Annotated in this window: 17 protein-coding genes; 10 read left to right on the forward strand and 7 right to left on the reverse strand. The window is 67.0% G+C overall.

Annotated elements, in window-relative coordinates:
• Positions 1 to 104: 104 nt before the first annotated feature.
• From A3ES_RS0142505 to A3ES_RS50380, 4 genes are all read left to right on the forward strand, one after another.
• Positions 105 to 575, forward strand: coding sequence for a helix-hairpin-helix domain-containing protein (locus A3ES_RS0142505; RefSeq protein ID WP_020392949.1), 471 nt, complete (start codon positions 105 to 107; stop codon positions 573 to 575).
• A gap of 7 nt (positions 576 to 582) precedes the next feature.
• Positions 583 to 1,788 carry a winged helix-turn-helix domain-containing protein gene (locus A3ES_RS0142510; protein ID WP_020392950.1) on the forward strand — a complete coding sequence of 402 codons (1,206 nt, stop codon included), beginning with the start codon at positions 583 to 585 and terminating at the stop codon, positions 1,786 to 1,788.
• Positions 1,789 to 2,003: 215 nt separating this feature from the next.
• Entirely contained in the window at positions 2,004 to 4,922 is a 2,919-nt protein-coding gene (gene secA, locus A3ES_RS0142515; protein ID WP_020392951.1) for a preprotein translocase subunit SecA, read from the forward strand.
• A 165-nt stretch (positions 4,923 to 5,087) separates the two neighbouring features.
• A complete protein-coding gene (locus A3ES_RS50380; protein ID WP_020392952.1) occupies positions 5,088 to 6,029 on the forward strand; it encodes an NAD(P)H-dependent flavin oxidoreductase in 942 nt (313 codons plus the stop codon).
• Here A3ES_RS50380 and melA read toward each other — a convergent pair.
• The 6 genes from melA to A3ES_RS0142550 are packed head-to-tail and all read right to left on the reverse strand — an operon-like array spanning position 6,019 to position 12,102.
• Positions 6,019 to 7,320, reverse strand: coding sequence for an alpha-glucosidase/alpha-galactosidase (gene melA / locus A3ES_RS0142525; protein ID WP_020392953.1), 1,302 nt, complete (start codon positions 7,318 to 7,320; stop codon positions 6,019 to 6,021). The two genes, A3ES_RS50380 and melA, sit on opposite strands and share 11 nt — an antisense overlap.
• On the reverse strand, positions 7,317 to 8,240 hold the full coding sequence (locus A3ES_RS0142530; protein WP_026163717.1) for a carbohydrate kinase family protein: 924 nt from the start codon (positions 8,238 to 8,240) through the stop codon (positions 7,317 to 7,319). Before A3ES_RS0142530 ends, melA begins: the two co-directional genes overlap by 4 nt.
• Position 8,241: 1 nt before the next feature.
• Positions 8,242 to 9,060 (reverse strand): carbohydrate ABC transporter permease, encoded by an 819-nt coding sequence (locus A3ES_RS0142535; RefSeq protein WP_020392955.1) that lies wholly within the window; start codon positions 9,058 to 9,060, stop codon positions 8,242 to 8,244.
• A complete protein-coding gene (locus A3ES_RS0142540) occupies positions 9,057 to 9,980 on the reverse strand; it encodes a carbohydrate ABC transporter permease (protein WP_020392956.1) in 924 nt (307 codons plus the stop codon). The genes A3ES_RS0142535 and A3ES_RS0142540 overlap by 4 nt, the downstream gene beginning before the upstream one ends.
• Positions 9,980 to 11,260, reverse strand: a complete 1,281-nt coding sequence (locus tag A3ES_RS0142545) for an ABC transporter substrate-binding protein (protein ID WP_020392957.1) — start codon at positions 11,258 to 11,260, stop codon at positions 9,980 to 9,982. Before A3ES_RS0142545 ends, A3ES_RS0142540 begins: the two co-directional genes overlap by 1 nt.
• A 38-nt stretch (positions 11,261 to 11,298) precedes the next feature.
• Positions 11,299 to 12,102 (reverse strand): endo alpha-1,4 polygalactosaminidase, encoded by an 804-nt coding sequence (locus tag A3ES_RS0142550; protein ID WP_237745205.1) that lies wholly within the window; start codon positions 12,100 to 12,102, stop codon positions 11,299 to 11,301.
• Positions 12,103 to 12,409: 307 nt separating this feature from the next.
• Here A3ES_RS0142550 and A3ES_RS0142555 point away from each other — a divergent pair, with 307 nt between their 5' ends.
• The 6 genes from A3ES_RS0142555 to A3ES_RS0142580 are packed head-to-tail and all read left to right on the forward strand — an operon-like array spanning position 12,410 to position 19,566.
• Positions 12,410 to 13,438, forward strand: coding sequence for a LacI family DNA-binding transcriptional regulator (locus tag A3ES_RS0142555; protein WP_020392959.1), 1,029 nt, complete (start codon positions 12,410 to 12,412; stop codon positions 13,436 to 13,438).
• Positions 13,435 to 14,730 carry an extracellular solute-binding protein gene (locus A3ES_RS0142560; protein ID WP_020392960.1) on the forward strand — a complete coding sequence of 432 codons (1,296 nt, stop codon included), beginning with the start codon at positions 13,435 to 13,437 and terminating at the stop codon, positions 14,728 to 14,730. Before A3ES_RS0142555 ends, A3ES_RS0142560 begins: the two co-directional genes overlap by 4 nt.
• Complete coding sequence (locus tag A3ES_RS0142565; protein WP_020392961.1) at positions 14,727 to 15,653, forward strand: carbohydrate ABC transporter permease; 927 nt, start codon at positions 14,727 to 14,729, stop codon at positions 15,651 to 15,653. Before A3ES_RS0142560 ends, A3ES_RS0142565 begins: the two co-directional genes overlap by 4 nt.
• Positions 15,653 to 16,477 carry a carbohydrate ABC transporter permease gene (locus A3ES_RS0142570; RefSeq protein WP_020392962.1) on the forward strand — a complete coding sequence of 275 codons (825 nt, stop codon included), beginning with the start codon at positions 15,653 to 15,655 and terminating at the stop codon, positions 16,475 to 16,477. Before A3ES_RS0142565 ends, A3ES_RS0142570 begins: the two co-directional genes overlap by 1 nt.
• A gap of 21 nt (positions 16,478 to 16,498) precedes the next feature.
• Complete coding sequence (locus A3ES_RS0142575) at positions 16,499 to 17,557, forward strand: glycoside hydrolase family 130 protein (protein WP_026163718.1); 1,059 nt, start codon at positions 16,499 to 16,501, stop codon at positions 17,555 to 17,557.
• On the forward strand, positions 17,554 to 19,566 hold the full coding sequence (locus tag A3ES_RS0142580) for a hypothetical protein (RefSeq protein ID WP_020392964.1): 2,013 nt from the start codon (positions 17,554 to 17,556) through the stop codon (positions 19,564 to 19,566). Before A3ES_RS0142575 ends, A3ES_RS0142580 begins: the two co-directional genes overlap by 4 nt.
• A gap of 164 nt (positions 19,567 to 19,730) precedes the next feature.
• On the opposite strand, the gene A3ES_RS0142585 is transcribed toward A3ES_RS0142580, so the two are convergent.
• Positions 19,731 to 20,468: a helix-turn-helix transcriptional regulator gene (locus A3ES_RS0142585; protein ID WP_337587783.1), complete on the reverse strand. Its 738-nt coding sequence runs from the start codon at positions 20,466 to 20,468 to the stop codon at positions 19,731 to 19,733.
• Positions 20,469 to 21,202: the final 734 nt, after the last annotated feature.

The raw sequence follows: 21,202 nt of genomic DNA on the forward strand, positions 1-21,202 counted from the left end.
CCGGTTACCCCAGGTAGCGCACCTCTCACCTGCGGTAACACCGGAGTTATGACCACCTCGATCCCTACACTCAGTCGGTCTGGACCGGAGAGGGGGAGGGCCCGATGGGAACCGTGCGCTACGAGGTGCTCGGGCCGCGGCCGTCGGTGGCGAAGCTGGTCGTGCTCAAGCTGCTCGGTGCGGCCGTGCCGGCGGTGACGATCGGGATGTTCGGCTGGCTGCTCACTGGCCTGGTCGCCCTCAAACGGCGCAGCATCGCGCTCGGACTGTCGGCCGCTGGCTACTTGGGTATGACGGTGTGGTTCATCGCGTACGCCGTCATCCCTGACAATCCGGAGATCACCGATGGCCAGACGGTGGTCACGCTCCTCTACCTGCTGGCCACCATCCCCGGCGTCAGTCGCCAGGACGGCGACAGCATCGTCTTCAGCCGCACCCACCACGGCCGCTTCCGCAGGATCGACGACCTCTGGACGCGTGGACTGCTGCCCGTTCAGCTGGCTCCTCAGCTCACTACCCGCCTGGTGGTCATCGGCGTACAGGATTCTGTCGGTGGGGCCGGGCAGACTTCGTGAGGTGACTATGGAGGCGTTGTCGACGGCTCAGGCGCGGCGGATCGCGCTGGGGGCCCAGGGGTTCACCGATCCGCGCCCGAAAGGGGTGCCGGACATGCGGGCGCTGGGGCGGGTGCTGGGGCGGATCGGGCTGATCCAGATCGACTCGGTGAACGTGCTCAGCAGGACGCAGTACCTGCCGCTGTATTCGCGGTTGGGGCCGTATCCGCGCGAGCTGCTCGACCGGGCCGCGGGGAAGGGGCCGCGGCGGCTGGTGGAGTACTGGGCGCATGAGGCGTCGCTGATTCCGGTGGAGACGCATCCCCTGATGCGGTGGCGGATGGCGCGGGCGGCCAGTGAGGCGTGGGGTGGGCCGCGGTCGATCGCGGCCCAGCGGCCGGATCTGGTGAAGCAGGTGCTCGCCGACGTGCGCGAGCACGGGCCGCTGACGGCGCGCGAGATCGACGACGACGTCGAGCGCGAGCGGAACAACTGGGGCTGGAACTGGTCCGACGTGAAACAGGCACTGGAGTTCCTGTTCTTCGCGGGTGAGATCACGGTGGCAAGGCGCAACCAGCAGTTCGAGCGGCTGTACGACGTACCGGAGCGGGTGCTGCCGGCGTCCGTCGTGGCGACGCCGACGCCCACGTCCGAGGAGGCGCACCGGGGGCTGGTCTCGATCGCGGCCAAGTCGCATGGCGTCGCGACGGCCCAATGCCTCAAGGACTACTTCCGTACTGCGCCCGCCCCGACCGCGCAGGCCATCCGCGAGCTGGTCGAGGAGGGGGAGTTGCTGCCGGTCGCGATCCAGGGCTGGAAACGCCCGGCGTACCTGCATCGCGATGCCAAGCTGCCCCGGCGGGTCAACTCGCGGGCGCTGGTCAGCCCGTTCGACTCGCTGGTCTACGAGCGGACCAGGACCGAGGTGCTGTTCGACTTCCGGTACAGGATCGAGATCTACGTGCCCGCCGAGAAACGGGTCCACGGGTACTACGTCCTGCCGTTCCTGCTCGGCGACAGCCTGGTGGCACGAGTAGACCTCAAGGCGGATCGAACCGCCGGCGTGCTCCTGGTCCAGTCGGCCCACGCCGAGCCCGGGGCCCCACTGGAGACTGCCGAGGAACTGGCCGCCGAGCTGGTCCAGCTAGCCGCCTGGCTCGGCCTGGACCAAGTCCGGATGGCCGGCGGCGGCGACCTCGCCCCTGCCCTGAGCGACGCCCTCCGCGGTTACTGAGCCACGGACAGGCGCAGTACAGGAACTTTCCGGGCCGCCCAGTCGTGGGTGGGGCAAGGGCGGGACGCACTCCGGGGGCTGGGGTGACGCGCCCGGCCCAGTACCATGGGTGGCGCCCGCCAGGCGGGCAGTCCGTGCTGCGTCCGTCACCGGGTCCGCACGGTCAGGCACCCGCCGCATTGAAGGCTGCACAGTCAAGGAGTGGACCCCCCACGATGAAGGCGTTCGACAAGTTACTGCATATCGGCGAGGGCAAGATCGTTCGCAAGCTCGAGACCATCGCCAAGGTGGTGAACTCGATCGAGGACGACTTCGTCGGCATGAGCGACGAAGAGCTGCGTGGGCAGACCGCCGAATTCAAGCAACGGGTCGAGAACGGGGAGTCCCTGGACGGCCTGCTGCCGGAGGCCTTCGCGGTCGTCCGCGAGGCGGCCAAGCGGACCCTGCACCAGCGCCACTACGACGTCCAGATCATGGGCGGCGCCGCGCTGCACCTGGGCAACATCGCCGAGATGAAGACCGGTGAGGGCAAGACCCTGGTCGGCACCCTGCCGACGTACCTGAACGCGCTGTCCGGCCAGGGCGTGCACGTGGTCACGGTGAACGACTACCTGGCCAGGTTCCAGGCCGAGTGGATGGGCCGGGTGTACCACTTCCTCGGCCTCGACTACGGCGTGATCCTGCCGGAGATGACGCCGGCCGAGCGCCGGGTCGCCTACGCCAAGGACATCACCTACGGCACGAACAACGAGTTCGGCTTCGACTACCTGCGCGACAACATGGCCAACTCGATCGAGGACTGCGTCCAGCGCGAGCACAACTACGCGATCGTGGACGAGGTCGACTCGATCCTGGTCGACGAGGCCCGGACGCCGCTGATCATCTCCGGCCCGGCCGAGGACTCGCAGCGCTGGTACGTCGAGATGGCGAACCTGGCCGGCCAGCTGAAGCCCCGGTACAACGACGACAAGATCCCCGAGGACCAGCGCCCGATCGCCGACTACGAGGTCGACGAGAAGAAGCGCACGGTGGCCATCCTCGAGCGCGGTATCGAGAAGGTCGAGGACCGGCTCGGCATCGACAACCTGTACGAGTCGGCCAACACCCCGCTGATCAGCTACCTGAACAACGCGCTGAAGGCCAAGGACCTGTTCCGCCGCGACAAGGACTACGTGGTCGTCGACGGCGAGGTGCTGATCGTCGACGAGCACACCGGCCGGACGCTGCACGGCCGCCGCTACAACGAGGGTCTGCACCAGGCGATCGAGGCCAAGGAGAAGGTCGAGATCAAGGAGGAGTACCAGACCCTCGCGACGATCACGCTGCAGAACTACTTCCGCCTGTACAGCAAGCTGGCCGGCATGACCGGTACGGCCAAGACCGAGGAGAACGAGTTCTCCAAGATCTACGGTCTCGGCGTGGTCCAGATCCCGACCAACAAGCCGATGGTCCGGGCGGACCAGCGCGACCTGATCTACCGCACCGAGGACGCCAAGTTCGACGCCGTGGTGGAAGACATCGCCACCCGGCACGAGACCGGGCAGCCGATCCTGGTCGGTACCACCAGCGTCGAGAAGTCCGAGCGCCTGTCGAACCAGCTGCGCAAGCGCAACATCGCGCACGAGGTGCTGAACGCCAAGCAGCACGCGCGAGAGGCCGCGATCGTCGCCGAGGCGGGCCGCAAGAACGCCGTCACGGTGGCCACCAACATGGCCGGCCGTGGTACCGACATCATCCTGGGCGGCAACCCCGAGCACCTGGCCGACAAGGACCTGCGCGCTCGCGGCATCGACCCGGTGGAGTCCGCGGAGGAGTACGAGGCGGAGTACCCGAAGGTCCTGGAGCAGTTCGAGCAGCAGGTCAAGGACGAGCAGGTCGAGGTCCGCGAGGCCGGCGGCCTGTACGTGCTGGGTACCGAGCGGCACGAGTCCCGCCGGATCGACAACCAGCTGCGTGGTCGTTCCGGCCGTCAGGGCGACCCGGGCGAATCCCGCTTCTACCTGTCCCTCGAGGACGACCTGATGCGGCTGTTCAAGCGCGAGATGGTCGACTGGGCGATGTCGCGCAACGACGACGACACCGTGCCGCTGGAGAACAAGGTCGTCACCAAGGCGATCGCGTCAGCGCAGTCCCAGGTCGAGGCGCAGAACTTCGAGACCCGGAAGAACATCCTCAAGTACGACGACGTGATGAACCGGCAGCGGCACGTCGTGTACGACGAGCGTCGCCGGGTGCTCGAGGGCGCGAACCTATTGGACCAGGTGCACGACATGCTCGACGAGACGATCACCGGCTACGTGCAGGGTGCGACTGCCGACGGGTTCGCCGAGGACTGGGATCTGGACCAGCTGTTCACCGCCTTGCGGACGCTGTACCAGACGGAGCTGACCGAGGAAGAGCTGATCGAGGAGGCCGGCGGCGACCGCTCCGGGCTCACCCAGGACTTCCTGGTCGACCGGCTCATCACCGACGCCCGCGAGGCGTACGAGCGGCGCGAGGAGAGCCTCGGCACCGACGCGATGCGCGAGCTGGAGCGCCGGGTCGTGCTGAGCGTGCTCGACCGCAAGTGGCGCGAGCACCTGTACGAGATGGACTACCTGCGGGAGGGCATCGGCCTGCGCGCGATGGCACAGCGCGACCCGCTGGTCGAGTACCAGCGCGAGGGCTACGACATGTTCGCCGCCATGATGGAGTCCATCAAGGAGGAGTCGGTCGCCTTCATCTTCAACGTCGAGGTCGACATCGAGGCGATGCAGGCCGACCTGGCCGCGCAGGCGGAGCTGGCCGAGCTCGAGGAGACCGAGGCCGAGGACATCCTGGTACCGGGCGCCCCGGTCGCGGAGTTCCCGGGCCGGCAGTCCGACGACGCGAACCGTCCGCAGGACACGCCGCGGCCGCAGGACACCCCGAAGCTGCGCGCCAAGGGCCTGAGCAACGAGAGCCGCTCGCAGCGGCTGACCTACTCGGCGCCGACGATCGACGGCGACGACGAGGTCTCGGTGCACGCCGACGCGGTCGAGGGCGGCGCCCTCGAGTACACCGGTACGCCGCGCAACGCGGTCTGCCCGTGTGGCTCCGGCAAGAAGTACAAGCGCTGCCACGGCGACCCTGCTTCGGACGCCTACAAGAACTGACAAGCATCACCACCTGATCATTCGCCCCTTTTTGACGCTCTGTGGACAGAGACAGGCGTTGCGGCGTCGGTCGGGAGCGTCAAAAAGGGGCGAATGATCAGGTGAGTAAGGTCCGCCCCGCGTTCGCCGGGGCGGGCCTTTGCCGTTCACCGAGGAGGACGCGCGATGGGGACCTGGCTGACGGAGAAGTTCGGACTGGCGTTGCCGGTGGTCGGTGCACCGATGGCGAACGTGAGCGGCGGGCGCTTGACCGCAGCGATCTCCGCGGCCGGCGGGCTCGGCATGCTGGGCGCCGGTTCCGCGGTGTCGGCCGAGTGGATCCGGACCGAGGGTGCCATCGCGGCGGAGTCTGGCAATCCGTACGGGATCGGCCTGATGGCGTGGTCGGTCAAGAATCACGCCGACCATCTGGAGGCAGTACTCGAGCTGAAGCCGGCCCTCGTCTCGCTCAGCTACGGCGACTACAGCCCGTACGTCGAACCGCTGCAGGCGGCGGGCATCGTGGTCGCCACTCAGGCTGGCACGGTCGCTGATGCGCATGAGGCAATCGCTGCAGGTGTCGACGTGATCGTCGTCCGAGGCGCTGAAGCGGGAGGCCACGGGCGCAACGACGTCGGCACATTGCCTTTGCTGCAAGCGATTCTCGACCTCACCGACCTGCCGGTACTGGCTGCGGGTGGCATCTCCGGCCCGCGCGGGCTGGCCGCAGTACTGGCTGCTGGCGCGGCTGGCGGGTGGATCGGCACGGCGTTCCTCACGTGTGCTGAGGGGCTCACCAAGGACTGGGCCCGCAAGCGCTTGGTGGAGGCCGACGAGACGGACACCGTCTACGGCACCGTCTTCGATGCGGCCTCCCGTGCTGGCTGGCCCGACGAATTCGGCGGCCGGGCCCTCCGCAACCCCTTCTACGACACCTGGGAAGGCAAGGAAGAGGCGCTGAAGGCAGACGACGATGGCCACAACCAGTACATCACCGCCACCGACCCCACCGCAGCCTCCCTGTACGCCGGCCAGGGCGTAGGTGCCCTCCACGCGATGACCACAGCAGCAGATGTCCTCCAGAATTTCGCCGCCTACAAGACCTATCTCCGTGCTGTCATGGGGTGAGCCGCGCGCGGAGAGCAGGCGCCAGGTAGTTGCTGTGGGCATCTACTAGCTCGTTGGCCAGTGACCAGATCTCCTGAACTGTGAGAGCTGCTGAGGTGGCTGGGTCGACCATCAGAGCCTGGCGGATGGAGCGCGGATCTTCTTCGAGGGCGGCTCGGACGACCAGTTCGTTGACGTTGATGTACGCGCGGTTGAGAGCTGCGCACTGAGCCGGCAAGGCGCCGATCGACGTTGGCTGGACGCCTAAGGAGTCAACCAGGCAAGGGACTTCCACCACCGAGCCAGCCGGCAGGTTCGAGATCAAGCCGTCGTTGACCACATTGCCGTTGATGGTCCGGGGCGTTCCCGTGACGATGCTGTGGATGACCTGCGGGGCGTACTCCATCGTCGGTTCGACCGGCAGCGGATCGCCGGCCTTCAGGGCATCCCGCGTGCCCTCGTAGAGCGCCACGTTCTCCTCGACGATCCGCAGGTAGTCGCCGACCGGCAACCGCAGACGATCCACCTCCGACGCATCGTGCAGATACCACGGCACGTACTCCGACGAGTGCTCGCTCGTCTCGGTCGGGTAGTACCCGAGCCGCCGATACATATCCACCCGCACCCGCCGCGTCAGCTCGGGATCGCGCGCGATCACCTCATCCAGCACCGGATAAAGATCCCGCCCCTGGTGCTCGAAACGCAGTACCCACGCCTGATGGTTCACCCCCGCCGCCAGATAGGACACCTCGCCGAACGGCGCCCCGACCAGCCTGGACAGGTCGTTCATCGTCCAGTAGACCGAGTGGCACAGCCCGACGACGTTCCGTACGCCGAGCGCCGACAGGTACCAGATGTTCATCGCCATCGGGTTCGTGTAGTTCAGCAACCACGCATCCGGACAGACCTCCGCGATGTCGGCCACCAGCCCACGCAGTACCGGGAAGGTTCGCAGCGCGCGGAACACGCCGCCCACCCCGAGCGTGTCAGCGATCGTCTGCCGCACCCCGTACCGCGCCGGGATCTCGAAGTCGATCCGGGTCGCCTCGTTCATCCCGACCTGGATGATGTTGATGACGAAGTCGCACCCGTCCAGCGCCGCGCGCCGGTCGAGGTGCGCGCTGATCCGCGGCGACGCTCCGAGCTCGGTCGCGATGGCGGTGGCGGCACCGGTCGCAGTACTGAGTCGCTCGGGATCGATGTCGTGCAAGGCGATGTGCAGCTCGCCCAGATCCCCGAACCCGAACAGGTCGGCCAGCAACCCCTGGGTGAAGACGACGCTCCCGGCGCCGATGAACGCGATCTTGGTCATCGCGCACTCTCCACAGCAAGGTCCCAGTCGGCCTGCGCCGCAGTACCGCCGGCCGCACGCGTCGACAGCGAGCCACACGCCGCAGCGATCGCCAGTGCCTGCTCCCGCCCATAGCCGTTCAGTACTGCGGCCACGTACCCCGCGTCGAAGCTGTCCCCAGCCCCCACGGTGTCTACTGGCTCTACAGCAAGCGCAGGTGCCGACAGCATCGTCGAGCCGTCGTGTGCCAGCGCCCCGGCGGCACCGTCCTTCACCACCACCAGCGGTCCGCGGCGAGCGAGTATGCCGGCCGCATCCGCCAGTACTGGATGCCCTGTGAGTGCATGCGCCTCAGCGGCGTTAGGCAACAGGATGTCGGTCACCCGAAGCACCGCATCCAGTACGACGCGGTCCCACCGTCCCGACGGGTCATCGTTGGTGTCGAGCGAGGTAGTCGCCTTGTTGCTCTTGGCCTCCTTGAAGAGCGCCGCAAGCCCTGCGGCCAGCTCCGGCATCAGGTAGAACGACGCAGCATGCACATGCCGCACAGACCGCAGCAGCTCAGCCGGTACGTCGTACGCCGTCGTCGCGGGCAGGCAACCGGGTGCAGTCAGGATCGCCCGGTCGCCGCCGGAGGTGAGCACGGTCGTCAGGGGAGTGGGGAGCGTCGGGTCGACTACGAGAGCCGACACGTCGACACCGCGCTCCGCGAGCGCAGTACGGACGAAGGCACCGGCCTGGTCGTCGCCGACGCGACCAGCGAAGGCAACTCGCAGTCCCAGCCGTGCGGCCCCGCACGCCATGATCGCGGCGGATCCACCGAGTACTAGAGAGCCTGCGTCGACAAGTCGCTCGTGCTGCCCAAACGGCAATGGGTGGGGCACAGGACCGATTACTACGTCGGGATTGGCGTCGCCAATGACAAGCAGGTCGAAGTTCATCTCAGCCTTTGAGTCCGGAGGAAGCCAGCGAGCGGATGAAAGCCTTCTGGGCCAGCAGGAACCCCAGCAACACCGGCAGCACAGTGATGACATTGCCGGCCATCACCGCCGCCCACTGGGTGTGGTGCTGGCCCTGGAAGGTCGTCAGCCCGAGCTGGAGCGTGTAGTTGGTGTCATGGTTGATAGCGATCAGCGGCCACGTCAGGTCGTTCCACGTGCTCAGGAACGTCAGTACTGCGACCGTGCTGAGCGCAGGCTTGGCCAGCGGAAGTACTACGGACACGAGGATCCGCAGCCGCCCACACCCGTCGAGCCAGGCGGCCTCCTCGAGCTCGCGCGGCAGCGACACGAAGAACTGGCGGAACAGGAACACCGAGAACGGCGTCACCAGCGACGGGATGATCAGCGCGCCCAGCGTGTCGATCAGTCCGAGCTGCTTCATCACCAGGAAGGTCGGGATCATCGTCAGCTGGAACGGGATGACCATCGTCGCGAGCATCAGCCCGAGCAACACCTTCGACCCGGCGAACCGCATCCGCGCGAAGGCGTACCCGCCCAGCGAGCCCAGCACCAGGTTGGCGGTCACCGCGACCGCCGAGACGATGAACGAGTTGAGGAACCAGCGCGGGAACAGCGCGTTCCCGAGCACGAACCGGTAGCCGTCGAGCTTGAGCCCGGAAGGGATCAGCGCCGGCGGGAACCGGTTGATCTCCGCGTTGCTCATCACCGAGCTGACCAGCAGCCAGACCAGCGGCAGCGCGAACAACAAGCCCAGCGGTGCGAGCACGAGATGCCAAGGACTGAAGGGCAGTCGCTTCATCGCGCGGCCCTTCTCCGGTAGAACTGCAGGGTGAGCCCGATGACGAGCAGCGCGACCGCCAGCGCGTACGCCGCGGCCGCGCTGTACCCGGCGGTGAACGTCTTGAACGCCTTCTCCCAGATGAAGTAGACGATCACGGTCGTCGAGCCGAGCGGCCCGCCCTTCGTGGTGACGAAGACGAGATCGAAGACCTGCAACGCGATGATCGTCTGGAACAGCACCAGGAAGATCGTGACGGGTGCCAGCGTCGGGAGCACGACGTGCCGCAGTACGCCGATTCGCCCCGCCCCGTCGATGCGGGCAGCCTCGACCAGCTCTGCCGGAACCCCTTGCAGACCGGCGAGATAGACGATGACGCAGAAGCCCGTGCCGCTCCACAGCGAGATCCCGACGAGCAGGTAGAGCGCCTGACCCGGGTCGCTGAAGAAGCCCTGTGCCGGCAGCCCGAGCTTGTGCAGCAGCGAGTTGGCGGCACCGAACTCCGGATCGAGCACGAAGGAGAACAACACACCCTGAGCTGCGGCCGACACCACGAACGGCACGAACACCAAGGTCCGGTAGAGGCCGATGAAGCGGATCCTCCGATCCAGCATCAGCGCGATCGCCAGTCCGCCGACCACGCTCAGGGGGACGTACAACGCGGTGTAGATGAGCGTGTGCTCAACTGCGGCGCCAAACGCAGGATCGGCGGCCAACGCCTTGTAGTTGGCCAATCCCACCCACTCGCTCGGCGAGACGAGGTCGTTCGACTGGAACGACAGCAGCAGCGACCACAGCACCGGCACCACGCTCAACCCGAGGATGATCAGCACCGACGGGCTGACGAACGCCCACGCAGTCGCGCCTTCATTCCTGGTACGCCGCTTGGCCGCTCGTCGCGCGCGAGGATCGACAGTGAAGGTGCCGACGACACTGGCCATCAGCTGGGCACAGCGAGAACGGCGTTGGACTGCTCGACGCACTGTTTGAGCGCGTCGCCCGGGGACTTCCTGCCCAGCAGCACCGCGACGATCGCCTCCCCGAGGTGCTGCGAGATCTGTGGGTACGCCGTGATGGTCGGCCGGACTCGTGCGGTCTCCAGCGCGTCGACGAAGACCTGCAACCCCTTCGTGCTGGCAGCGTGCTTCTTCCACTCGGGCAGGGCCGCCGTGGTTGTCGTCACCGGAAGGCTGCCACCCTCGATGTCCCACCGGACGTCCTGCTGGGGCTGGTTCAGCCACCGAACGAACTCGGTCGCTGCCTTGACCCGCGCCTTACCGTTGTCGAACACGGTCCAGGTGTCCGGCCCCGAGATGGTCACCGCCTTACCGGAGTACGACGGCAGCGGCACGACGCTGTAGTCGATGCCTCGGTCAACGACATCGGGCAGCTGCCAGGGGCCGGTGGCAACCATTCCCATCCGGCCGCCGAGGAAGACCTGGTAGAGCTGCTCGCCACCCGGCTTGGGATCGACGTAGAGCGACTTGTCGGAGCGGAGCCGATCGATAGTGCCGAGCGCCTGCTCACCGACCTTGTCAAAGGCAACGGATTTGCCATCCTGGCTGACCACGTCACCGCCCAGATCCCAGATCATCGGCCAGAGCCGCCAGACCGTGTCCTCGTCACCGACGCCCGGCCAGCCGGTACCGAAGATGCCCTTGGCGGGGTTGGTCAGCTTCTGGGCGGTGCCGACGAAATCGTCCCAGGTCCAGCCGGCCTTGGGCTCCGGCAGACCCGCCGCGGCGAAGAGTTTCTTGTTGTACACAACGCAAAGCGAGTCGAGCAGGGCCGGTGCCGCCCGGACCTTGCCCTTCACGGTGACCGCGTCCCGTGCGGCAGGCCAGTAGTCCTTGAGGTCCATCGAGGCGGACAGATCGGCCACCTGGGGGCTGCGGGTCATGCTGGCGAGGTCCGACCCGAAGATGTACGCGACATCCGGGAAGGACCCCGCCGCCAGACCAGCGGTGACCTTCTGCAGCATGCTGTCCGCCGTCACCCCGCCGCCACCACCGACGACCTTGATCAACGGGTGTGTGTCGTTGAACTGCTTGATCAAGGCATCGAGCGCCTTCTTGCCGGTGTCCGTCTGGCCATGCCAGAGATCGACGGTGACAACGCCACCTGCTTCCGGCTCTTGAGACTTGCCGCAGGCGCCGAGCGTGCCGGCGGCGGCCAGGACGGCCGCTGCGCGAAGGATGTCGCGACGGGAGAGTGAAGACATGGTTTACCCCAAAGACTTAGCAGGAGAGGAAATGCGGGTCAGCAGGTCTTGCGGACGTACCCGCTGGTACCGGGTGTGGAGACGTCCACATCGCGCTGCACGATGCTGAGCCGGCTACCGAACTCGCTGCAGGCCTTCCGCCGGCCGCTGTTCGTGTACTCGATCACGATCACGTTGTTGCCAAAGGCACTGACGTAGTCGCCGCACTCGTCGTACTGGCCGCACTCCTCTGCGACGGCGAAGTCCAGGCCGATGCTGCTGCGGTACTGGGACAGTTCGACGGTGTTCTTCTGGGCGATGGCCAGGTTCTTCGAGTGCGAGTGATCGGCCAGCAGCTTCAGGTAGGTCCTGGCCTGGCTGGTGCTGATCAGGTCCTTCGAGCGCAGGTAGCTGTCGTAGTTGTCCGGCTCGATCGCCTGGTAGCCCTTGGCTGCACAGCCGTCGATCCAGCCGTTGACCTTGGCGGCGACCCGAGCCGCCTTGGCGCCGCGGATGTCGAGCAGTGCCTCGCCCCAGTCCTCGTCGATGACGAGATCGCCGTCGGCATCGCGGAGCAGCAGGTCGGACGGCCACTGGCCCTGCTCGCCGGGCTGGACCTGGAAGGCGTTCACGTAACAGATGTTGTAGAGCCCGGCGGCGGGCGCGGCGGTCCGGTCGCGGGTGACGACCTGGACCCCAGCGGGCGGCGTGTAGGCGCCGCCGATCTGGTAGTCGAACTTGGCGTGGGTCGGCGGGAGGGCGACTGCCGCCTCGGCGGCATCTTGGGGGAGGAGGAACGCGGTAGCGGCGGTGGCGACTGTGGCCACGGCTGCTACCAGCAGGCGGGTGCGGGAACGGGACACGATTGGCTCCATCGGTCCTGGGGACGCTACCCCGCCTCGGGCCGTCGCCCTGGCGCCTGAAAACCGGACTCGAACAAGACTTCTTACCGGCTGGGTGCGTCACTGCAGTGTGGGTCGGTGAGGGCCCGGCACTGATGGCTTAGTTAAGCGATCCGCTGTCGCACCGTCAAGAGAAACCTGCAAACGAGTGCGCAGAAGGGCCTGGTTAACGCGGTACTGCGCATTGTCGCCGAGGTCTTGACGCCGAGGGTTTGGACCGGTTTAGTGTGTGTCTAAACCGGTTTAAACCCTCAAATCAGGGATGCAGATGACCAAGAAGGGCCCGACGATCGCCGATGTGGCGACTCGCGCAGGTGTCTCCAAGGGAGCGGTCTCGTTCGCGCTGAACGGCCGGCCTGGGCTCGCTCAGGCGACCGTCGACCGGATCCTGGCGGCTGCCGACGAGCTCGGCTGGAGGCCGAGCAACCGGGCCCGCTCGTTGTCGGTCTCGAAGGCGTTCGCGCTCGGCCTGGTGATCACCAGGGACCCTGCCGTGCTGTCCTCGGACCCGTTCTTCCCGGCCTTCATCGGCGGGGTCGAGAGTGTGCTCGCGCCGCGCGGGCAGGCGCTCGTCCTGCAGGTCGTCTCGCCCGGCGAGGACGAGGAGGCGGGGTACCGGCGGCTGGCTCGGGATGGTCGCGTCGACGGCGTCTTCCTCTCCGACCTCCGCCACGACGATCCCCGGATCGACCTGCTGACCTCACTCGGGCTACCGGCGGTCACCCTGAACCGTCCTGATGGTCCGTCACCGTTCCCCGCGGTCTGCCTGGACGACCGGCCGGGCACGATCGCGGTCGTCCAGCACCTGCTCGAGCTCGGCCACCGCCGGATCGCGCACGTGGCGGGCCCGCAGACCTTCGTCCACGCGACAGCCCGCGCTGACGCCTTCGTCTCTGCCCTCGCCGAGGCCGGGCTGCAGCCCGCGGCGATCGAGGTCAGCGACTTCACCGCCGTGGGTGGTATCGAGGCAACCAAACGGTTGGTTGCACTGCCCAAGCCACCGACAGCGATCGTCTACGCCAACGACCGGATGGCGATCGCCGGTCTGGGCGCCGCACAACAGGCCGGACTGACGGTGCCCGACGACCTCAGCGTGGCCGGCTTCGACGACAGCGAACTCGCCGAGTTCGTGCATCCCGGCCTGACCACCGTGCGCGCCGATCCTTACCGCTTCGGCGAAGCCGCGGCGCAGACACTCAACCAGCTCATCGATGGCGACAGCGGAGTACCGGATGTGGAACTGCCGCCCGCCCGCCTGATCATCCGGCGGTCAACCGCCCACCTGGAGGACTCATGAAACGCAAACTCACCGCCGCCCTGTTAGCGCTAGGTCTGGCTGGTACTACGGCCGCCTGTGGCGGCAGCTCGGGTGGCGGCGGCGATGCCGATGCGGCCGCCCAAGCCCGTGGCGAGATCACCGTCTGGCTGTCCAACAACGCCGAGGAAGTGGCCTGGGGCAAGCAGATGGTGGCGGCCTGGAACGCCGCGCACGCGGACCAGAAGGTGACCGCCCAGGAGATCCCGGCCGGTAAGAGCTCCGAAGAGGTCATCGGCGCCGCGATCACCGCCGGCAACGCGCCCTGCCTGATCTTCAACACCTCGCCCGCGTCCGTCTCGCAGTTCCAGAAGCAGGGTGGCCTGGTGGCGCTCGATAGCTTCCCGGACGGCAAGTCGTACCTTGAGGAGCGGTCGGGCAAGGTCGCCGAGCAGTACAAGTCGACCGACGGCAAGTACTACCAGCTGCCGTGGAAGGCCAACCCGGTGATGATCTTCTACAACAAGAAGGCGTTCGCGAAGGCGGGTATCGACACGGCCAAGCCGCCGTTGGCGACGTACGACGAGTTCCTCGCCACCTCGCGGAAGCTGGTCGCGGCGAAGGCGTCGAAGTTCGCGATCTACCCGGCGCCGAGCAACGAGTTCTACCAGCCCTGGTTCGACTTCTACCCGCTGTTCGCGGCCGAGACCGGCGGTAAACAACTCGTTGCCGACGGCAAGGCGCAGTTGGCGTCCGAGGAGGGCAAGAAGGTCGCCAACTTCTGGCGGACCCTGTACGCCGAGAAGCTCGCGTCGCAGGAGAAGTACACCGGTGATTCGTTCGCCGACGGCACCGCCGCGATGGCGATCGTCGGCCCATGGGCGATCGCGTCGTACAAGGGCAAGGTGGAGTGGGGCGCAGTACCGGTGCCAACGTCGGCCGGTAAGCCCGCGGCCGAGACCTTCACGTTCAGTGACGCGAAGAACGTCGCGATGTACTCGGCCTGCAAGAACCGTGGCACCGCTTGGGACGTGCTGAAGTTCGCGACCAGTAAGGAGCAGGACGGCAAGCTGCTGGAAGGCACCGGCCAGATGCCGCTGCGGGACGGCGTCGCGACGGCGTATCCGGACTACTTCGCGAAGAACACGGCCTACCAGCAGTTCGCCGACCAGGCCGCGCGCACGGTCGAGGTGCCGAACGTGGCGAACTCGATCACCATCTGGCAGACCTTCCGGGACGCCTATTCCAAGTCCGTGATCTTCGGCCAGGAGGACCCGGGGGCGGCTCTGGACGGCGCCGCGCAGAAGATCGAACAGCTCGCTGCTCAGTCATGACCAGGGACACTAGGGGCCGCGGCGGCGGCCGGGGCGGTGGCGAGCTGGCCACCGTCCTGGGCAAGCAGCCGATCGGGACTGCGTTCGTCACGCCGTACGTCGTATTCCTGGCGGCGGTGTTCGCCTACCCCCTGGTGTTCGCGGTGTACATGTCGTTCCACGACTACTTCTTCGCAGCACCCGGAGTTGTCGTGGACCGGCCGTTCGTGGGGTTTGACAACTACGCCGCGGTGCTGTCCGATCCGGCCGTGCGCAGGTCGTTTGCGAACATCGGGATCTTCCTGCTGATCAACGTGCCACTGACGGTCGTCCTGTCGCTGCTGCTGGCCTACGCGCTCAATGCCGCGATCAGGTGGCGGACGTTCTTCCGGGTCAGTTACTACGTGCCGTACGTGACGGCGAGCGTCGCCGTGGTCGGGGTCTGGCTGTTCCTGTTCAACTCCAACGGGCTGGTCAACACCGTGCTCGGCCCGCTCGCCCCGGATCCGTCGTGGCTGGTCAACTCCAACCTCGCGATGCCGACTGTCGCGATCTATGTGACCTGGAAGCAGTTGGGCTTCTTCATCCTGCTCTACCTGGCCGCGCTGCAGAACGTGTCGAAGGATCTCTACGAGGCGGCGTCGATGGACGGCGCCAGCCGGTTGAAGTCGTTCTGGAACGTCACCGTGCCAGGGGTACGGCCCGCCACCACGCTGGTCGTCCTGCTGGCGACCGTGACCGGGGCGAACCTCTTCACCGAGCCCTATCTGCTGACGGGCGGTGGCGGCCCTGACGGCGCCTCGGCCTCCCCGGTGCTGATCATGTACCAACGGGGCATCGAGCAGGGCAATCCCGATATCGGTTCGGCCATCGGCGTCCTGCTCGTTCTTGGGGTACTGACCCTGGCCCTGATCCAGCGTCGACTGCTCGACCGGGAGTCCTGATGAAGAGTCCGTGGCGCTTCCTCGCCCTGCTGGTCGGGGCCTTCGTCTTCCTGTTCCCCTTCTACTACATGCTGATCGGCAGCCTGCAGACCGAGCCGGACCCGTCGGTCGGGGGTGCGTTCCCGTCGCCGGGCAACCTGACCGGGCACAACTACACCGAAATCAACGCGGCGATCGACCTCGGCCGGTCCCTGCTGAACTCGGGGATCTTCACCGGCGGGGTCATCCTCGGCACCCTGGTCTTCGGCGTCCTGGCCGGCTACGCGCTGGCCCGGTTGCAGTTCCGCGGGCGAGGAACGGTGTTCAACCTGATGCTGCTGGTGCAGGTGATCCCGTTCCAGCTGCTGACCATCCCGCTGTACGTGCTGATCGTGCGCAGCTACGGCCTCGCCGACTCCTACCTGGGCATGATCGCGCCGTTCGCGATCAACTCGACCGCGGTGTTCGTGTTCCGGCAGTACTTCCTGCAGCTGCCGCAGGAGCTGTTCGACTCGGCCCGGATCGACGGCGCCCGCGAGCTCGACATCCTGCTGCGCGTGGCGGTTCCGCTGGTCAAACCCGCCCTGCTGACCGGAGTACTGCTGACCTTCATCGGCCCGTGGAACGAGTTCCTCTGGCCCTTCCTGATCACCAAACAACAAGACCTGCAACCCCTCGCGGTGTCCCTGGCCAACTACATCACCACCGTCTCGGCACGGGCTGCTAACCCGTTCGGCGCAGTACTGGCCGGCGCCTGCGTGCTTGCTGCTCCAGCGGTCGCGTTGTTCCTCGTCTTCCAGCGCCGCTTCATTTCGTCCAGCCTCGAGTCCGGGGTCAAGGGCTAGTCTTTTTGAAAGGTTCTCGCTGTGACTGTTCCTTATACTTTGACGCGTCTCGGTGTCGTGATGGCGCCGGAGCCGGGCAACTCGCTCGAATCCGAAGGGGTCCTCAACCCGGCTTCCGGGCACACACCTGACGGGCGGCTCTATCTGCTGCCGCGCTTGGTTGCCCCGGGCAATATATCGCGGGTTGGGCTGGCCGAGGTGGTGCTGAGCGACGGCGTACCGACCGGGGTCAGGCGTGAGGGCGTCGTCCTGGCGCCCGATGAAGGGTGGGAGCGCGGGCTCAACAACGCCGGCGTCGAGGACCCGCGGGTGACGTGGATCCCGTCGCTCGGCAAGCACGTGATGACGTATGTTGCCTATGGCCCGCTCGGGCCGAAGCCCGCGCTCGCGGTGTCGGACGATCCGCGGTCGTGGACTCGGTTGGGGCCGCTGCACTTCGAGTATCAGGCTGAGCTGGACACTGATCTCAACCTGTTTCCCAACAAGGACACGGTTTTCTTCCCCGAGCCGGTGCCTGGGCCGGACGGCGTACCGGCGTACGCGATGCTGCATCGGCCGATGTGGGATCTCGGCTGGTTCCGCGAAGGGGAGGGGGTGCATCTGCCGGCTGGCGTGAAGGATGATCGGCCGGGCATCTGGGTTTCGTTTGTCCCAGTGGCGGAGGTCGAGCGCGATCTGGCCAATCTGGTGCACCTGCGGAACCACCGGCTGGTGGCGATGTCGGAGTATCCCTTCGAGGAGCTCAAGATCGGTGCGGGGCCTGCGCCTCTTCGCGTTCCTGAGGGGTGGCTCGTCATCCACCATGGCGTGACTGGTGAGCAGCCGCAGGGGTTTGACCCAACGACGCAGAAGGTCAGCTATGCCGCCGGCGCGCTGATCTTGGATCCGGCCGACGTGACCCGGGTTCTCGACCGTACTGCGGAACCGATCTTGGTCCCAGAGACCGAGGAGGAACGCATCGGCACTGTCGGCAATGTGGTCTTCCCTACGGCCATTGAGGAAGTCGACGGCGTTCACTACGTCTTCTACGGGATGGCGGACGCCAAGATCGGCGTTGCCCGGCTGGACCGGCTGTCATGACTGTCACTCGTCGTACTGTCCTCGGCGGCACCCTTGCCGTTGCCGCGGTCTCGAGCGTCTCCAGCGTCTCCGTGCCTGCCTCTGCTGCCTCCGCCTCTGCTGCCTCTGCCGCTGCGGCTCTGACGAACCTCGCGCATCTCGATTATCTCGGTGCTGTCGTCACGCCGCCTGCTGTGGCTGGGCATTCGACCTACGGCTCTGAGCCGCTCGGGGTGCTGTGGACCTATGCCGACCGTCGCGCCGACGGTTCGTACGCCCGCATCGGCGGTGGCACCTATGACCCGGCCACCGACACCTACGGGCAAGGCGCCTACAACGCAGACGACCTTGCCCGGGCTGCTGTCGTCTACCTGCGGCACTACTCGATGCACGGTGACTCGCACAGCCGACAGGCGGCGTACGGGCTGCTGCGTGGGCTGACCTTCCTACAGACGGCCAGTGGAGCCAACACCGGCAACGTAGTCCTCTGGATGCAGCCGGACGGCACTCTCAACCCCAGTGCCGAACCGGTAGAACTCCCTGACCCGTCCGACTCCGGTCCGTCGTACTGGCTGGCCCGGACCGTCTGGGCGCTGGGGGAGGGCTACGCCGTCTTCCGGTCGCTGGACGCCGGGTTCGCCGCCTTCCTGCGCACGCGACTCGAGTTGGCGATCACTGCACTGGAGCGGCAGGTGTTGATCCGCTACGGCGACTGGAACGTGGTTGACGGCCGCCGCGTGCCTGCATGGCTGATCGCGGCCGGCGCGGACGCTACCTCTGAAGCCATCCTCGGTCTGGCCGCGTATGTCGGCGCGGGCGGCTCCACGGGCGCGCGCCGCGCACTCAACCGCTTCGCTGAGGCTGTGGCAGCCATGGCCTCTGGTGACACCCGCACGTGGCCGTTCCGAGCACTGCTCCCTTGGGGCGAGTCCATCTCGGTCTGGCACGCCTGGGGCGCGCAGATGCCCTCCGCCTTGGCCGCCGCTTCCGCAGTACTGCGAACGCCCCGCTTCCTGGACGCGGCTCTTGGCGACACGGCCGGCTTCACTCCGCTACTGATGACCGCCGGCGGCCCTGACAACGGCTGGCTCCCGGCACCCATCGACCGGACGCAGATCGCGTACGGCGTCGACGCCCGCCTGCAGGCGTTGCTCGGCGTAGCGGCTGCGGCTCGGCGTCCTGGGCTGCGTCAGGTCGCCGCCTTCGTAGCTGCCTGGTACTTCGGCGCGAACCGGGCCGGTGAAGCCATGTACGACCGTCTGACCGGCCGGACCTACGACGGCATCTCTGGAGAGGGAGTGGTCAACCGCAACTCCGGCGCCGAATCCACCATCCACGGCCTGCTCTCCATGCTGGCCCTGGATGCAGAGCCTTCCCTGGCTGCGCTGGCCAGCTCATTGAGGCCTGCTAGCCGCTCCGGTCTCCGCATGGTTGAGGCCGAGTCGGCAACGCTGTCCGGCGGCGCCACGGTAGTCACGCCTCCGTCTCCGTGGACTGGCGAATCCCAATGGAGCAACAACTCCTACGTCGCGCTCACCACGGGTGGTACTGCCACCTGGACGCTCCCGACCTTCGACCAGCCGCAACTGGTCCTGCCTGTCATCGACGTCGTCGACGACCGCACAGCGGGCTCTTCCAAGTGGTCTACCGCCACTGGCCCTCTGGGCACTCTTGATCACGGCACTGGCGGCCCACAAGGTGTATCCGCCGCTCCCGGCGCTCTGCTCCCACGCACGCTCCCTGGTGTGCTCCCAGCCGGCACGACCGAGCTCACTGCCACCGCAGTGGGTCAGTCTCTCCGCGTGGACGCAGTACTCCTCTTGCCCCTGATCTCGAAGCTGCAGCTGACCTCGGCGACCCTGCTCACGAGCGTCGACAGCCACCCACGCTCCACCACGGTCACCGTCGCTTCGGGCCGCAGCGTCGTCACTGCCTATGACCGGCTCGGCGTCCGCAAGTCCCGGTTCACCACCACAGCCCGGACCTTCACCGTCCCCGTCTCCCCGGGAGGCTTCACCATCATCCTCTGAGTGCCTCGGCACACCAATCGGCCACAAAGGCCAGCGCGATCCCGCGCTGCTGGAAGAGATGCTGTCTGCCTGCTGGTGGTATGCCTGTGCGGGGTGCGGGGTGCGGGGTGCGGGGTGCGGGGTGCGGGGTGCGGGGTGTGCAGTGCGGGCGAGCGGGGGTGGTGTCAGGCGAGGAGGGTTCGGGGTGGTACTCCGGTGAGTGCCTTCACATCGCGGGTGAAGTGGGCCTGGTCGGCGTACCCGCTTCGCGCCGCGACCTCCGCGAGGGGAAGGCCTCTGCGTGCTCTGTCCAGCGCGAGATTCAGCCGGAGTACCCGATCCAGCATCTTCGGCCCATACCCAAACGCGTCCAGGCATCGCCGATACAGCTGCCGCTCGCTCAACCCGACGCTGCCGGCCAGAGCCGGTACCGCGACACCGCGCCGGACGCCACGCAGTACCTGACTCACCAACCGATCAGGCGCCGCATCGAACAACCCACCGGCGATCTCCTCCAACGCCAACGCCGGGTCCGCCGACCTCCCGATCCGATCCGCCAACCAGCGGGACCTGCCGGGCGACCAGAGATCAGCCAACGGCACCTTCAGATCGAGAACCTCCCGCGCAGGCACCCCCAGAAACCCCGGCGCGGTCCCCGGCGCAAACCGGATCCCCGCAAACCGCGTCCCCACCTCGGAACGCCCCACAAACGCCCGGCTATCCGGCCCGGCGACGACCAGTTCACCCTCGATCCACAGCAGATCCATACACCCATCAGGCAAAACCCGATAAGCCCCACCATCCGCAGTACGAGCCCATAACACAGCCCCAGGCAACACCGCCGCCCGCTCCCGATACCTCTTAAGCTCACCCACACCCCCAGTCTGCAACCCCCCACCGACATTCCCCACGCACCCACCCACCAGCGCCCCAGTGCTCCCCGCTGCGCCAAGCCGCGTCCGATAACGAGCCGCTCCACCAATCCGCGTCCGCGCTGGTTCCCGCCTGCCGACCTGCGCCCGTTCGACCAAGCCGCCGCCCGACCCTGTACACCTGCGCTGCTTCCCGATTCGTCGACCCGGCACCCGCTAACGCGCGTTCGGCTGAGCCGGGGTTCGCCCTGTCCACCCGCGCAGCTCGCCGCTGCACAAAGCCGCGGTCCAACCTGTCCATCCGCGCTGCCCCGCCCGCCCGCTCGATCAGGCCGCGCCCCACCCTGTCTGCCCGCGCTGCTCCCGCTCTGCCGACCCGATCCCAACCACCGCGACCCAGCTGACCCACGCCCGCACTCCCGTCGTGACAGCGACCTCACAGCCGACGCAGCGCGGGTCAGAGGGTGCCAGCTGTTGCCATAAGCAACATCATCGCTTTGTCCACACCCCAGCCATTCCTGTGCATAACTTGACCAGTTTCGGCCACTCGCTGATTCCCTTATAGATAAGGCCTTCCAGCCACGAAAACTGTCGGTGGCCTCGTCTAGAGTTCTGGGTATGGAGACCTCGCAGCTACTCTCACCGTCGATGCTCGGTGACAGCGCNCTGCTGTCCACCATCGACGGTGTCGACGCTGCCCTGTCCACCCTGCTCACCTACCGCCTCCAGCTCACCGCGGACCTCGACCACCGCGGCCTGGCCAAGGAACTCGGCGCCCGCGACAC

The sequence above is a fragment of the Kribbella catacumbae DSM 19601 genome, assembly GCF_000372465.1.
Classification (GTDB): Bacteria; Actinomycetota; Actinomycetes; order Propionibacteriales; family Kribbellaceae; genus Kribbella; species Kribbella catacumbae.